The organism is Azospirillum argentinense, from assembly GCF_000632475.1.
Taxonomy (GTDB): domain Bacteria; phylum Pseudomonadota; class Alphaproteobacteria; order Azospirillales; family Azospirillaceae; genus Azospirillum; species Azospirillum baldaniorum.
Map to the genome: position 1 here is coordinate 2,289,644 of NZ_CP007793.1, position 13,750 is coordinate 2,303,393.

Sequence of the window (13,750 nt, forward strand, 5' to 3'; positions counted from 1 at the left end):
GCGGGGCTCATCTAGCGGGGCAGTCTTGCGCGCCACGCGCGGAATAGGCCGGGCCGGCCACGCGCTTGGCGGCTTCGCATGGCGTGAGCACCTGCGCCTTGACCGAGACCTCCACCTGGAACGGGCTGAGCCACACCTCCTTCTCACCCGCCATCACCTTCACGAAGCCGGTGTTCCGGTTGTAGGCGATAGCGTCGAGGGGGAGCGTCTTGAATGCATCCTTCGGCAATTCCCCTTGGTCGACGCCCTTCTCGTTGAACACGGCAACCCTGCCCTCGGGGCCAGAGAATATTTTTTCGACCTGCACGGCCTCCTGCGCCGCCACCGCGGCAGCGAACGAACAAAGAGCGGCCAACGCCGCGACAGACGTCTTGATCACGGCTTGTCTCCATTCTTGGAAATTGTCTGTGGTTCCGTCGTCAAGGCTGCGTGCCATGCCCTGGCGACCGCGGAGCGGGCCGGACTCGCGATCACCGCGCCGGCAAGCACAACGCCAATCCAATTTACCGGCTCCAGCCGGCACATCCAAACCAACCCGGCAGAGATCAACAGGCCGCATGCCCATCCGGCGAGCACGAGCACCAGTGTCCAGAGAAGGGCATCGCGCGTCCTCCGCAGGACGATCCGGCGGGAGAGCGCATGGCCGACGGACGCGAACAGGCCCATGGCGGCGAATTCCGCCAGCCCTGACGTGTCGAGCCCGCCGATGCTCCCTTTGGGCCATTCCGTCATGAAGTCCGCGCCGCGGACGATCAGGTTGTCGATCGCCATGGCGTGCAGGAACATCCCGGGGATGTCGCCGAACACGGGAGAGGGCCCGACGTCCGGGATGCCCGCAAGTTTATTGCCCACCACGACGATTCGGCCGGCCAGGAATGCGCGCAGGGCAGATTGATCGACCTCTTGGCGAGGGTCCGGTGCGACCAGCCATTCGGCGCGGATCAACGGGTGATAGGAACACCCCGGCGATTCCTTCGACGGACCTTCGCCCCGGAACGTAAAGAACGTGAAAAACGCATTGCCGAGGGCGGCCAAGGAGGAACGTTTCGGGCAACTTTCGGCAAGGTTCCGATAACCCGCGTGGATGGCCTCGGTGCCGGCCGGCCAGGCACGCCCCCATTCGATGGTCAGCGCCTTGTTCCTGAATGCGTCCTGGTTGACCAACGGGTTGTTCGCGCTCTTCCGGCAAGCGTCATCCTGCTGGCAATAATGCTGGTAGGCGGCCAGGGATGCCGACATCCGCGAGAAGCCGCAATAGTTGTCCAGGAAAAGGTCGACGTGGGTTGCTTGGTCGCGGATCAGCGCATGGGGTTCCCGGGTTGCCGCTTTCTGCAATTCCGGAATGTTCTGAACCCCATCCGGTCTGCAGCCGGCCTCATTTCCCCTGTCATCGGCAGCCGTCAGGAATACGGGAAAGTTTTCCATGACGGTGGCAAGCCGGTTCAGCCCCTCCGGATCTCCGTGCCTGACTTTGCTGATGATCATCAAATCCAAAAGAATACTTTTGGCGCCAGCCGCTTTGATTTCTTCGATAAGGCGAACGTAGAAGTCGAATGACGGCGGGTGAGGCTCTTTGGCGGCGTTGAGCGACCGGTCGTCGATTTGGACCACGACGATCTTCCGTTGTCCGGTGTCGGGATAGGCACCGGCCGCGATCTGACGGTAGGTGTCGATCGATGTCTGGCTGCTTGAGCTTTTGACACCCAGCGGGTTGACGATGGCGACCAGCACGATGAAAAGCGGCGCGGGGAGAAGCTTCAGCATCCGGCAGGCTCGCGGCTGCCATCCGGCACCCTGTGCACGAAGGAAAACGCCGAAGTTTTGCCGGTGGTTGCGGATGGTTTGCAGGATTTTCGTTGCGTTCCACCCAGACATGATGCTGGCCACCCCGCTCATCGACTGTTCACGGCTCGAAAAGCCCCCGAACGGCGGAAAATTTCTCCTCACTCGATCGTTTCAATCTTAGTGAGAAATTGCCTGAAAAGCAAAAGCAATATGACGTGCATTGGAATGGATTGCACGCCCCAGAGCGATCGGAAAGAAGCGGTAGCAACCAGAATTCAAAAATCGCCGGATTCGATCAACCGCGGCGGGCGGCGCAAAGGCAAAGCGTCCGCCGCCTTCTTTTCTGGTCATTCCGCGCCTTTTGAAAGCGGGCTCGAACGCGGTGGGCTGGGCTTGACGTGAAAGGCGGCACCCGCCGCGAACGCAGCGGGCGCGCGGCTTGCCTCGCCCCGCCTTGGTGGCCAGAGATCCCCCGGTTCTCAGAAATCATGAATGGTCCGGCGCGACGGCGCCGGACCGTGAAAGGATGGATGGGGCGGCAACCCCGCCCCTCCGTTGCAAGATTTTCCCCGGTGTCAGCGCCCCACCGCCCGCCAGCCGATGTCACGGCGGCAGAAGCCGTCCGGCCAATCCAGCGCGTCGACACCCTGATAGGCGCGCTTCTGCGCCTCGGCCACGGTCGGCGCCTTGGCGGTCACGCCCAGGACGCGCCCGCCGGTGGACAGCACCCGGCCCTCGGAGAGCTTCGTGCCAGCGTGGAAGACGGTCACGCCCTCCACAGCGTTGGCGGCCTCGAAGCCCTTGATCTCCGTGTTCTTCACGTAGTCGCCGGGATAGCCGTTCGCAGCCATGACGACGCACAGCGCCGTCTCGTCGTGCCAGCGCAGGTCGATGTTCTTCAACTGGCCGTCCGCCGCCGCGATCAAGGCGGCCAGCGCGTCGGACTTCAGGCGCATCATCAGCGTCTGGCATTCCGGATCGCCGAAGCGGACGTTGAACTCCAGCGTCTTCGGCACCGGCTTGCCGGCGGCGTCCTTGCCGATCATCAGGCCGGCGAACAGCACGCCCTTGAAGGGGCGCCCCTCCGCCGCCATGCCCTTGACGGTCGGCTCGACGATCTCGCGCATCACGCGGGCCTGGAGGTCCGGGGTCAGCGCCGGGGCCGGCGAATAAGCGCCCATGCCGCCGGTGTTCGGGCCGGTGTCGCCGTCGCCCACCGCCTTGTGGTCCTGGGCGGACGCCAGCGGCAGCGCCGATTCGCCGTCGCACAGCGCGAAGAAGCTGACCTCCTCGCCGTCCAGGAACTCCTCGACCACCACCTCGGCCCCGGCGGCGCCGAAGCGACCCTCGACCAGGGCCTCGTCGATGGCGGCGAAGGCCTCCTCCTGGGTGCGGGCGACGGTCACGCCCTTGCCGGCGGCCAGCCCGTCGGCCTTGACCACGATGGGGGCGCCGTTCTTGCGCACGAAGTCCTTGGCGGCCTCGACGTCCTTGAAGCGGCCATAGGCGGCGGTCGGCACGCCGTACTTGGCCAGGATGTCCTTCATGAAGCCCTTGGAGCCCTCAAGCTCCGCCGCCGCGGCGCTGGGGCCGAAAGCCTTGATGCCGAGGGCGGTCAGCTTGTCGACGAGGCCGAGCACCAGCGGCCCTTCCGGCCCGACGACCACGAAGTCGATGGCCTTGTCCTGGGCGAAGCGGACCAGGGCGTCCACGTCCTCCGCGCCAATGGCGACGCATTCGGCCACATCCGCGATGCCGGCGTTGCCCGGCGCGCAGTAGAGCGTGTCGCACAGCGGCGAGTTCTGAATGGCCCAGCACAGCGCATGCTCGCGCCCACCCGACCCGACCACCAGGACTTTCATGGCACCTCGTCCTTCCACGCTTGTTGCCGACACCGCGCCTTGTATCATGGTGCCGCCATGACTCAAGACCTTGATATGACCTCTCCGCTGATCGCCCCCGAGCCGCGCCCCGGCTCGAACCTTCCGGAATTCTCGGTGGGCGACCTCGCCCGGCGCCTGAAGCGCAGCATCGAGGAGGAGTTCGGCTTCGTCCGCGTGCGCGGCGAGATCTCCCAGCCCAAGCGCCACAGCTCCGGCCACTGCTACCTGCGTCTGAAGGACGACACGGCGGTGATCGAGGCGGTGTGCTGGCGCGGCACCGCGTCGAAGCTGGCCGTCCAGCCGGCGGAGGGGCTGGAGGTCATCGTCACCGGGCGCATGACGACCTACCCCGGACGCTCGCAATACCAGCTCATCATCGAGTCGATGGAACTGGCCGGCGAGGGCGCCCTCCTGAAGATGCTGGAGGAGCGCAAGAAGCGCCTCGCGGCGGAGGGGCTGTTCGACGCCGGTCGCAAGAAGCCCATCCCCTTCCTGCCCGACGTGATCGGCGTCGTTACCTCCCCCACCGGGGCGGTCATCCGCGACATCCTGCACCGGCTGCACGACCGTTTCCCGCGCCGGGTCCTGCTCTGGCCGGTCGCCGTCCAGGGCGAGCGGGCGGCGGCGGAGGTCACCGCGGCGATCGATGGCTTCAACCGCATCGCCCCCGGCGGCCCTGTGCCGCGCCCCGATTTGCTGATCGTGGCGCGCGGCGGCGGCTCGCTGGAGGACCTGATGGCCTTCAACGAGGAAAACGTCGTCCGCGCGGCGGCGGCCAGCCGCATCCCGCTGATCTCCGCGGTGGGGCACGAGACGGACACCACCCTGATCGACTTCGCGTCCGACCGCCGCGCGCCCACCCCCACGGCGGCGGCGGAGATGGCCGTGCCGGTGCGGGCGGAGCTGCTGGCCCAAGTGCTGGACGACGAGCGGCGCATGGTCGGCGCCGCCACCCGCCTGCTGGCCGAGCGGCGGACGCGGGTGGAGGGGCTGGCCCGCGGCCTCGGCGACCCGCGCGCCCTGCTGGAAAGCCACGCCCAGCGGCTGGACGACCGGCGGAGGCGGCTGGCGCTGGCCGCCGCCTCGCTCCTCGACCGCCGCCGCACGCGCCTGACGAACTGGGCGCTGCGCTGCGCCACCCGCGCGAGAAGCTAGCGGAGGCCGGGCAGCGGCTGGCCTCGGAATCCCGCGCGCTCGACGGCGCGCTGCGCCACGCCGTCGTCGCCGCGCGCGGCCAGTACTGAGCGGGTCAGCGGACGGCTGACGCTCGGCCCCATCCGGGTGAAGTTCGGCGATGGCAGCCGGCGGCTGTCCGACCTGTCGCCGCGCCTGGGCCGCAGCTACGGCAAGGCGGTGGAGGAGCGCGCAGCGAGGCTGACGGCGGTGGGAAAGCTTCTGGAAAGCTACTCCTACAAGGGCGTCCTGGAGCGCGGCTTCGCCCTGGTGCAGTCCGGCGACGGCCGGCCGCTGACCAGAGCCGCCCAGGCCACGCCGGGCTTGGCGGTGTCGCTGGTCTTCGCCGATGGCAAAGCCGCCGCGACGGTGGACGGCGGGCCACGGGTTGAGGCGCCACCCGCCGCGGCGCCCGAGCCGAAGCCCAAAAGCGCCAGACCAAAGGCGGAGCCGAAGAAACCGAACCGCCCGCCGACCCAGGGGAGCCTGTTCTGAGGGCCGAAGGCGTCGCCCACCCGCCCGTCCCCGCCCTCCTCCGTCCGGACGGGGTCGGGCGTCCGTCCGAACGACGCGGCCCTCCCCCGCTCTCGCGGGAGGGGGTGCCTTCCGCAAAGCGGCGGCAGTCCCCTCCACCTCGTAGAGGGGGAGGGTTAGGGAGGGGGCAACGTCAGCCTCTCAAGCCGCGCCGGCGAAGGTCCAGCGGGTCGTCTCGCCGCTGCGGAAGGGCAGCACGGCCTCGCCGTCCGCGGTCAGCACGATGTCCGGCGTCGTGGACGGCGTGCGCTCCAGCACCACCTTGTCCTCGTTGACCGGCAGGCCGTAGAAGCGCGGGCCGTTCAGGCTGGCGAAGGCCTCCAGCTTGTCCAGGGCGCCCGCCTCGTCGAAGGCCTCGGCGTAGAGTTCCATGGCGTTGGCCGCGGTGAAGCAGCCAGCGCAGCCGCAGGCGCTCTCCTTCGCGGTCACCGTGTGCGGGGCGGTGTCGGTGCCCAGGAAGAACGGCCCCTCGCCCGACGTCGCGGCCTCGACCAGCGCCACGCGGTGCGTCTCGCGCTTGGCGATGGGCAGGCAGTAGAGGTGCGGGCGGATGCCGCCGGCGAACAGGTGGCTGCGGTTGATCAGCAGGTGATGCGCCGTGATGGTCGCCCCGACCCGGCCCGAGGCGGCGTGCTCACGCACGAAGGCCACGGCCTCCGCGGTGGTCGCGTGCTCCAGCACCACGCGCAGCGCCGCGTAGCGCTCCAGCAGCGGGCCGAGAGTGCGCTCCAGGAACACCGCCTCGCGGTCGAAGATGTCGACATGGGCGTCGGTCACCTCGCCGTGGATCAGCAGCGGCATGCCGATCTCCGCCATGCGCTCCAGCACCGGGGCGATCTTGCCGAGGTCGGTCACGCCGTGGGCGCTGTTGGTGGTGGCGTTGGCCGGATAGAGCTTGGCGGCGGCGAACACGCCGTCCTCGAAGCCCTGGGCCAGATCGTCCGCGTCGGTGCCGTCGGTCAGGTAGGCGGTCATCAGCGGCGTGAAGGCATGGCCCTCCGGCAGGGCGGCCAGGATGCGCTCCCGGTAGGCCACGGCGTCCGCCGTGCGGGTCACCGGCGGCTTCAGGTTCGGCATGATGATGGCGCGGCCGAACTGGTGGGCGGTGAAGGGCAGCACCGCCTTCAGCATGGCGCCGTCGCGCAGGTGCACATGCCAGTCGTCGGGACGGCGGAGGACGAGACGGTCGGTGGGCATGGCGGCTCCGGCACGGATGTATGGGGTTTGCCGGAGTTCTATCCCCTTACGGTCCCCCGCTCAACGATATCAGGGGGGTATCGGGGCGGTATCCGGCCACTGCAATGGTGACGGGACCGGCGAAAGCCGCTAGAACCCTAGCCGAATCCCTAGGGACATTCGAAGCCGGACCCGCGCCGATGAGCCTGATTACCCCCCGCACCCCGCCCGGAACGATGGAGCTGCTGCCGCGCCAGCAGGTGGCCTTCCAGCGTCTGCTCGACACCATCCGCCGCGGCTACGAGCGGTTCGGCTTCGTGCCGGTGGAAACCCCGGTGTTCGAGACGGTGGACACCCTGCTGACCAAGTCCGGCGGCGAGACCGAGAAGCAGGTCTATTTCGTGCAGTCCACCGGCGCCCTCCAGCAGGGCAACAAGCCGGACATCGCGCTGCGCTTCGACCTGACGGTGCCGCTCGCCCGCTACGTGGCGGAGCATGAGCGCGATCTCGCCTTCCCCTTCCGCCGCTACCAGATCCAGCGCGTCTACCGCGGGGAGCGGGCGCAGCGCGGGCGCTTCCGCGAATTCTACCAGTGCGACATCGACGTGATCGGCAAGGACAGCCTGTCCGCGCATTACGACGCGGAGATCCCGGCGGTCATCTACCACGTCTTCAGCGAGCTGGACTTCGGCGGCTTCACCATCAACGTGAACAACCGCAAGGTCCTGCTCGGCCTGCTCGACGGGCTGGGCGTGGACGACGCGGAGAAGCGCGTCCTGGTCCTGCGCGAGATCGACAAGCTGGACAAGATCGGCCGTGACAAGGTGCGCGACAGCCTGACCGGCCTCGGCATGGCCGCCGACGCCGCGGAAAAGATCCTGTCCCTGATCGACGCCAAGGGCACGAACGAGGAGACGCTCGCCGCGCTGGGCGCGCTGGGCATCGAGAACGAAACCTTCCGCCAGGGCGTCGCGGAGCTGACCACCGTCATCCAGGGGCTGAAGGCCCTCCAGGTGCCGGACGGCGTGGTGCGCATCAACCTCGCCATCGCGCGCGGCCTCGACTACTACACCGGCACGGTTTACGAGACCTTCCTGAACGACCATCCGGGGATCGGCAGCGTGTGCTCCGGCGGGCGCTACGACAACCTCGCCAGCCACTACACCAAGTCGAAGCTGCCGGGGGTGGGCATCTCCATCGGCGCGACGCGGCTGTTCTACCAGCTGATGGAAGCCGGCATCATCAAGGACGGCGGCGCCACCGCCCAGGTCCTGGTGACGCAAATGGACCCGGCCCTGTCCGCCGACTATTATGGCCTCGCGACGGCGCTGCGGTCGGCGGGCATCAACACGGAAATCCAGCTCGACGGCGGCAAGCTTGCCAAGCAGATGAAGTACGCCGACAAGGCGGGCATCCCGCTGGTCGTCCTGATGGGCTCCGACGAGAAGGCCCGCGGCACGGCAACGCTGAAGCATCTGGTGAAGGGCGAGCAGGTCGAAGTCCCACTGGCCGACCTCGCCGCCAAGGCGAAGGAACTGCTGGGGGCATAGCTCCCCACCACAGAAGGCCCCGCCCATGGCCACCGTCGCCGAAGCCCTCAACCTCGCGCTCGACCATCATCTGTCCGGGCGGCTGGAGGAGGCACGGCTGCTCTACGGCCGCATCCTGGAGGCGGACCCGGACAACCCCCACGCCCTGCATTTCGCCGGGCTGCTGGCGGCCCAGACCGGCGCGGTGGCAGACGGGGTGGCGATGATCGGCAAGGCGGCGGCCCTCCTGCCGCTCGCCGCCGACATCCACGGCAATCTCGGCAAGGCGCTGATGGCGCTGGGCACGACGAACGGAGCGGCGCAGGCCGCCGCCGCCTTCCGCTGCGTCCTTGCCCTGCAACCCGACGGCGCTGGTGACTGGTTCGCCCTGGGCGGCGCCCTGATCGAGACCGGTGACGGTCCCGCCGCCTTCCGCGCCCTGACCCGCGCCCTGACGGCCAGCGCCGCCACCGACAGCGAGCCGCTGGCCGAGGCGTTCGAGCGGGCCGGCCTGCTGCTCTACGCCGCCGCCGACTGGGCCGGCGCCACCGACGCCTTCCGCAAGGCGCGCGCCCTCGCCCCGCAGCGGGCCGAGGCGCACCGCATGCTCGGCGCCGCGCTGGCTCAGACGGGCGACCCGGAGGGCGCCGTGGCGGCGCTGACCGAGGCGCTGCGGCTCGATCCCACGCTGGCCGAGGCGCAGACCAACCTCGTCCATCTCCTGGTCACGCTGGGCCGTTTCGACGAGGCGGAGCGGGCCGGACGCCGGGCCGTGGCGCTGGACCCCGGCAACGCCGACGCCTACGGCAACATGGCGCCGCTGCTGGAACAGACCCTCCGTGTCGCGGAGGCCTTGCGCCAGTGCGCGCGCGCCACGCGCATCGCCCCGCAGCGGGCCGCCTTCCACCGCAACCGCCTGTCCCTTCTGCTGCATGAAGGCCGCCGCGACGAGGCCGTCGCCGTCGGGCGGGAGGCCATCCGTCTCGCCCCCGCCGACGCCGAGGCCCATCTGGCGCTCGCCGTCGCCCTGCTCGCCTCCGGCCAACTCCGCGAGGGGTGGGAGGAGTTCGAGTGGCGGTGGGAAACCCGGCAACTCGACCCCGTGCACCGCAGCTTCCCCCAGCCGCAATGGACGGGTGCGGAGAATGTGGCGGGCCGGACCATCCTGCTCTACGCCGAGCAGGGACTCGGCGACACGCTGCAATTCGTCCGCTACGCGCCGCTGCTGGCCGCGCGGGGGGCGCGGGTGATCGTCGGCTGCTCCCCCGCCCTGGTGCGGCTGATGGCACGGGTGGACGGCGTGACCGCCGCCATCGCCTGGGGTGACGAGCTTCCGGCCTTCGACCTGCACATCCCGATGATGAGCCTGCCCCGCGCCTTCGGGACGGATCTGGACAGCATCCCGGCCGCGATGCCCTATCTGCGCGCCGATCCCGCCGACGTCGCGGCGTGGCGCGCGCGGGTGCCGGCGGACGGGCGGACGCGGGTCGGGCTCGTCTGGGCCGGGTCGCCGCGCACGGTGCGCGGGGTGGCCAGCCCGATCGACCGGCGGCGCAGCCTGCCGCTGGCCGCCCTGGCCCCCCTGGCCGATGTGCCGGGGGTGCGCTTCGTCAGCCTCCAGATGGGGCCGGGCGCGGCGCAGCTCGTCGAGGCCCCGGCGGGGATGGACATCGAGAACCCCATGGCTGGCGTCCGCGACTTCGCCGACACGGCGGCGCTGGCCGAGACGCTGGACCTCGTCATCACGGTGGACACCTCCGTCTGCCACCTTGCGGGCGGGTTGGGACGGCCGACCTGGACGCTGTCGCGCGCCGACGCCTGCTGGCGCTGGCTGGGCAACCGGGAGGCGAATCCCTGGTACCCGACCATGCGCGTGTTCGGCCAGGACCGCTCCGGCGACTGGTCCGGCGTGGTCGCCCGCCTGCGCGCGGCGTTAACGGATTTCGTGGCGGCGCACGGTCGCGCTTCTTAACCACACAACCGTTGGGCGCATTCGTGGCGCCGGCGCAACGGTCCTCTACGATTTTGAGTTACACCGATTTCGGGGCAGACTCGCACCCTCGAAGGGCGAGGGATTACACCGGTTGTTAACCAAGGCGCCTCTACATTCCGGCCATATCGCTCGGCCATTTTACCGAGCATTTTAACCAATTCGCGGGTCTTGCCCCGCGGTCATGGCTGGAGCCGGACATGACACGGTTGTGGGTGCGACGCGCGATCTGGGGTGTGACGCTGGCGGCGACGCTGGGCGGCGGCGCCCTTCTGGCGCAGGAAGAAATGCGCACGTCGCGGTTGCAGGCCCGCCTGCTCGCCGGCTACGCCAAGGACATGACCTACACGCTGAGCGAGGGGCCGAACCCCGCCGCGCGTCACCCCACCCAGGGTCCCTACAACGAGCGGATGGGCTATGTCGGGCTGCCCGGCTATCTGCGCTCGCTGACCTCGGACATGTACGCGGTGGAGATGCAGGCGCATCTGTCGCCGACGCTCGACCAGTTCATGGCCGCCGGCGGCTTCCCGATCTACCATGAGAAGACGCGCGCCGGCTTGACCCTGCTCGACCGCAACGGCACCGCGCTGTTCTCCGCCCGCTACCCGGAGCGGGTTTTCGCCAAGTTCGAGGATGTGCCGCCGCTGGTCGCCGCCACGCTGCTGTTCATCGAGAACCGCGAGTTGCTGAACACCGACGAGCCGCGCCGCAACCCCGCCGTGGAGTGGGACCGCTTCGCCGGCGCCGTGGCGATGCTGCCGGTGCAGTGGGTCAAGCCCGGCCAGCGCTCCCCCGGGGGCTCGACCCTGGCGACCCAGATCGAGAAGTACCGCCACTCTCCCGACGGCCAGACCAGCGGCGCCACGGAGAAGCTGCGCCAGATGATCTCGGCCAGCACGCGCGCCTATCTGGACGGCGAGGACACCGGTGCCCACCGCCGCCGCATCCTGATCGACTATCTGAACTCCACCCCGCTGACCGGGCGCCCCGGCTTCGGCGAGGTGAACGGGCTGGGCGACGGGCTGTGGGCCTGGTTCGGCACCGACCTCGCCATGGCCGAGAAGGTGCTGTCGGAGGAGCCCGCCGACGCCCGCGCCCTGCAATTGAAGGCGCTGGCCTACAAGCAGGTGCTGAGCCTTCTGCTCGCCCAGCGCCGCCCCTCCTACTATTTGATCCAGGACCGACAGGCGCTGGAGCGGCTGGCCGACAGCCATCTGCGCGTGCTGCACGGCGCGGGCGTCATCGACACCGCGCTGCGCGACGCGGCGCTCGGCCTGACGCTGAAGTTCCGCGAGGACCCGCCGCAGGCCCAGACCGCCAATTTCGTGGAGCAGAAGGCCCCCAACGCCATCCGCGCCCGGCTTCTCTCCATGCTCGGCGTGTCCAGCCTCTACCAGCTCGACCGCATCGACCTGACCGCCGAATCGACGCTTGACGCCCCGGCGCAGCAGCGCGTGGTGGAGGTTCTGGGGAAGCTGGGCGACCCGGCCTTCGCCGCGCAGATGGGGCTGACCGGCGAACGGCTGCTCGACACCAAGGGCAGCGACCTGTCCAAGATCATCTACTCGATCACGCTGTACGAGCGCGGGCCGGACGCCAACTACCTGCGCGTCCAGGCCGACAACCTCGACCAGCCGCTGGACATCAACGAGGGCGCCAAGCTCGACCTCGGCTCCACGGCGAAGCTGCGCACGCTGGCGACCTACCTGGAGATCGTGGCGGAACTGCACACCCGCTACGCCCACCTGCCCAAGGACTTCCTCGCCGACGTGGAGGAGGAGGCATCCGACAACCTGACGCGCTGGGCGGCGAACTGGCTGGCGACCTCCAGCAACCGTGGATTGAGCGCCATGCTCGACGCCGCCATGGAGCGCCGCTACTCGGCGAACCCCGGCGAGGCCTTCTTCACCGGCGGCGGGCTGCACAGCTTCGTGAACTTCAACCCGCGGGACAACGGCAGCATCCTGAGCGTGACCGAGTCGCTGCGCAATTCGGTCAACCTGCCCTTCATCCGCATGATGCGCGACGTCGTGCAGTTCTATCTGTCCGAAGGCGGCGACGACAGCACCGACATCCTGCACAACCCCGACCATCCCGCCCGCCAAGCCTACCTCGCCCGCTTCGCCGACAAGGAAGGCAGCGACTTCCTGAACCGCTTCTACAACAGCTACCGGAAGCACACGCCGGACGCGATGCTGAACATGCTGGCGGCCCGGTCGCGGCCGATGCCGCACCGCCTGTCGGTGATCTTCCGCACCGTGCGCCCGCAAGCCGGGGTGAAGGAGTTCGGCGCCTTCCTGCGCGCCCGCCTGCCCGACGCCAAGCTGGACGACGGGGACATCGCGTCGCTCTACGGCAAATACGGGCCGGACAAGTTCCCGCTGAACGACCTCGGCTATCTGGCCCGCGTCCATCCGCTGGAGCTGTGGCTGGTCTCCTATCTGCAGAAGCGCCCCGACGCCAAGCGGCAGGAGGTGCTGGAGGCCAGCGTGCAGGAGCGCCAGGAAAGCTACCGTTGGCTGTTCAAGAAGGGCCAGTCGGCCCAGAACACCCGCATCCGCATCGGGCTGGAGGAGGAAGCCTTCCAGCGCATCACCGAGCAGTGGCGCAAGCTGGGCTACCCCTTCGAAACGCTCGTCCCGTCCTTCGCCACCGCCATCGGCAGCTCCGCCGACCGCCCGGCGGCGCTGGCCGAGCTGGTCGGCATCATCCAGAACGACGGGGTGCGCCAGCCGACCGTGCGCGTGCGCAAGCTGCATTTCGCCGCCGGTACGCCCTACGAGGCCGTCGTCGGCCTGGGCGAGCTGCGCGGCCAGCGCGTGATGAAGGCGGAGGTCGCGGCCACCCTGCGCAAGGCGCTGATGGACGTGGCGCAGAACGGCACGGCCAAGCGCGTCTGGGGCTCCTTCAAGGACTCCTCGGGCGCGGTCATCCCGATCGGCGGCAAGACCGGCACGGGCGACCACCGGCTGGACCGCTATGGCCCCGGCGGGCACCTGATCGAATCGCGGGCGGTGAACCGGACGGCGACCTTCGCCTTCTACATCGGCGACCGCTTCTTCGGCACCATGACCGCCTTCGTCCACGGTCCGGAGGCCGACAACTACCGCTTCACCAGCGCCCTGCCCGCCCAGCTGCTGAAGAGCATCGCCCCGGCGCTGCAGCCCCTCATCGACCCCGGCGTGACCAAGACGGCCGACACCGGCAAGCCGCAGACTGGGCTCTGAACCGGGGAAGGACGGCCGGGCGCGCCTTACGCCAGGGCGGGCTCCTGCGCCGGGGACACGCCTGGGGACACGGCGGCCGGCAGGGAGGCCAGCAGCAATTCCAGCTCCGCCGCGGCGACGTTCAGCGGCAGGCCGGGACGGCAACCACGCAACGTCTCCAGCGCCCGGTCGAAGGCGCTTTCATGATCGCCCTGATCCAGATCGCTCTCATCCAGCGCCGCCAGATAGGCGTGCGCGACGGCAGCGGTCTCCTCCGGTGTCAGGTCGTCAACCTGCAAGGACGTGTTTGGGAGCATGATGGCGGTTCCCGTACAAACAGAAGCGGAAACCCGCAAGCTACGAGAACATGGTTAACAAGGCGTTGCCGGACCGACGCCGTGGCCCTGCGCAAAAGGAGGACACGCCGAGGGGGCACAGCCTGTGGCCACGCCCCCTCCGACCGGTTCCGAGCGG

At 69.2% G+C, this 13,750-nt stretch carries 9 protein-coding genes and 1 pseudogene; 4 read left to right on the top strand and 6 right to left on the bottom strand.

What is annotated here, in order from left to right; genetic code table 11:
- Window positions 1–7 precede the first annotated feature (7 nt).
- The 4 genes from ABAZ39_RS10795 to purD form a co-directional block, all read right to left on the bottom strand.
- Window positions 8–379 carry a hypothetical protein gene (locus ABAZ39_RS10795; protein WP_038529287.1) on the bottom strand — a complete coding sequence of 124 codons (372 nt, stop codon included), beginning with the start codon at window positions 377–379 and terminating at the stop codon, window positions 8–10.
- Window positions 376–1,896, bottom strand: coding sequence for a CHASE2 domain-containing protein (locus ABAZ39_RS10800; RefSeq protein ID WP_081862964.1), 1,521 nt, complete (start codon window positions 1,894–1,896; stop codon window positions 376–378). Before ABAZ39_RS10800 ends, ABAZ39_RS10795 begins: the two co-directional genes overlap by 4 nt.
- Before the next feature lie 66 nt (window positions 1,897–1,962).
- Window positions 1,963–2,136, bottom strand: coding sequence for a hypothetical protein (locus ABAZ39_RS36120; protein WP_160174816.1), 174 nt, complete (start codon window positions 2,134–2,136; stop codon window positions 1,963–1,965).
- Between the two features lie 224 nt (window positions 2,137–2,360).
- Window positions 2,361–3,647 carry a phosphoribosylamine--glycine ligase gene (gene purD / locus ABAZ39_RS10805; RefSeq protein ID WP_038529291.1) on the bottom strand — a complete coding sequence of 429 codons (1,287 nt, stop codon included), beginning with the start codon at window positions 3,645–3,647 and terminating at the stop codon, window positions 2,361–2,363.
- A 75-nt stretch (window positions 3,648–3,722) separates the two neighbouring features.
- Here purD and xseA point away from each other — a divergent pair.
- A pseudogene (xseA, locus tag ABAZ39_RS10810) lies at window positions 3,723–5,336 on the top strand (exodeoxyribonuclease VII large subunit).
- Between the two features lie 180 nt (window positions 5,337–5,516).
- On the opposite strand, the gene pyrC reads toward xseA, so the two are convergent.
- Entirely contained in the window at window positions 5,517–6,572 is a 1,056-nt protein-coding gene (gene pyrC, locus ABAZ39_RS10815) for a dihydroorotase (protein WP_038529292.1), read from the bottom strand.
- A gap of 179 nt (window positions 6,573–6,751) precedes the next feature.
- On the opposite strand from pyrC, the gene hisS reads away from it, so the two are divergent.
- The 3 genes from hisS to ABAZ39_RS10830 all read left to right on the top strand — a co-directional run bounded on the left by hisS (window position 6,752) and on the right by ABAZ39_RS10830 (window position 13,297).
- On the top strand, window positions 6,752–8,101 hold the full coding sequence (hisS, locus tag ABAZ39_RS10820) for a histidine--tRNA ligase (RefSeq protein ID WP_038529294.1): 1,350 nt from the start codon (window positions 6,752–6,754) through the stop codon (window positions 8,099–8,101).
- A gap of 25 nt (window positions 8,102–8,126) precedes the next feature.
- The gene (locus ABAZ39_RS10825) at window positions 8,127–10,052 is read left to right on the top strand and encodes a tetratricopeptide repeat-containing glycosyltransferase family protein (protein ID WP_051657949.1); all 1,926 of its coding nucleotides are present in this window, start codon (window positions 8,127–8,129) and stop codon (window positions 10,050–10,052) included.
- 218 nt (window positions 10,053–10,270) lie between these two features.
- Window positions 10,271–13,297, top strand: a complete 3,027-nt coding sequence (locus ABAZ39_RS10830) for a transglycosylase domain-containing protein (RefSeq protein ID WP_038529297.1) — start codon at window positions 10,271–10,273, stop codon at window positions 13,295–13,297.
- A gap of 26 nt (window positions 13,298–13,323) precedes the next feature.
- On the opposite strand, the gene ABAZ39_RS10835 is transcribed toward ABAZ39_RS10830, so the two are convergent.
- The gene (locus ABAZ39_RS10835; protein ID WP_038529299.1) at window positions 13,324–13,593 is read right to left on the bottom strand and encodes a hypothetical protein; all 270 of its coding nucleotides are present in this window, start codon (window positions 13,591–13,593) and stop codon (window positions 13,324–13,326) included.
- Window positions 13,594–13,750 lie beyond the last annotated feature (157 nt).

Bases quoted from the DNA above. Each gene is read 5' to 3' on its own strand.
- ABAZ39_RS10800 (WP_081862964.1), bottom strand. From the start codon at position 1,896: ATGAGCGGGGTGGCCAGCATCATGTCTGGGTGGAACGCAACGAAAATC.
- ABAZ39_RS36120 (WP_160174816.1), bottom strand. From the start codon at position 2,136: ATGACCAGAAAAGAAGGCGGCGGACGCTTTGCCTTTGCGCCGCCCGCC.
- purD (WP_038529291.1), bottom strand. From the start codon at position 3,647: ATGAAAGTCCTGGTGGTCGGGTCGGGTGGGCGCGAGCATGCGCTGTGC.
- pyrC (WP_038529292.1), bottom strand. From the start codon at position 6,572: ATGCCCACCGACCGTCTCGTCCTCCGCCGTCCCGACGACTGGCATGTG.
- hisS (WP_038529294.1), top strand. From the start codon at position 6,752: ATGAGCCTGATTACCCCCCGCACCCCGCCCGGAACGATGGAGCTGCTG.
- ABAZ39_RS10825 (WP_051657949.1), top strand. From the start codon at position 8,127: ATGGCCACCGTCGCCGAAGCCCTCAACCTCGCGCTCGACCATCATCTG.
- ABAZ39_RS10830 (WP_038529297.1), top strand. From the start codon at position 10,271: ATGACACGGTTGTGGGTGCGACGCGCGATCTGGGGTGTGACGCTGGCG.
- ABAZ39_RS10835 (WP_038529299.1), bottom strand. From the start codon at position 13,593: ATGCTCCCAAACACGTCCTTGCAGGTTGACGACCTGACACCGGAGGAG.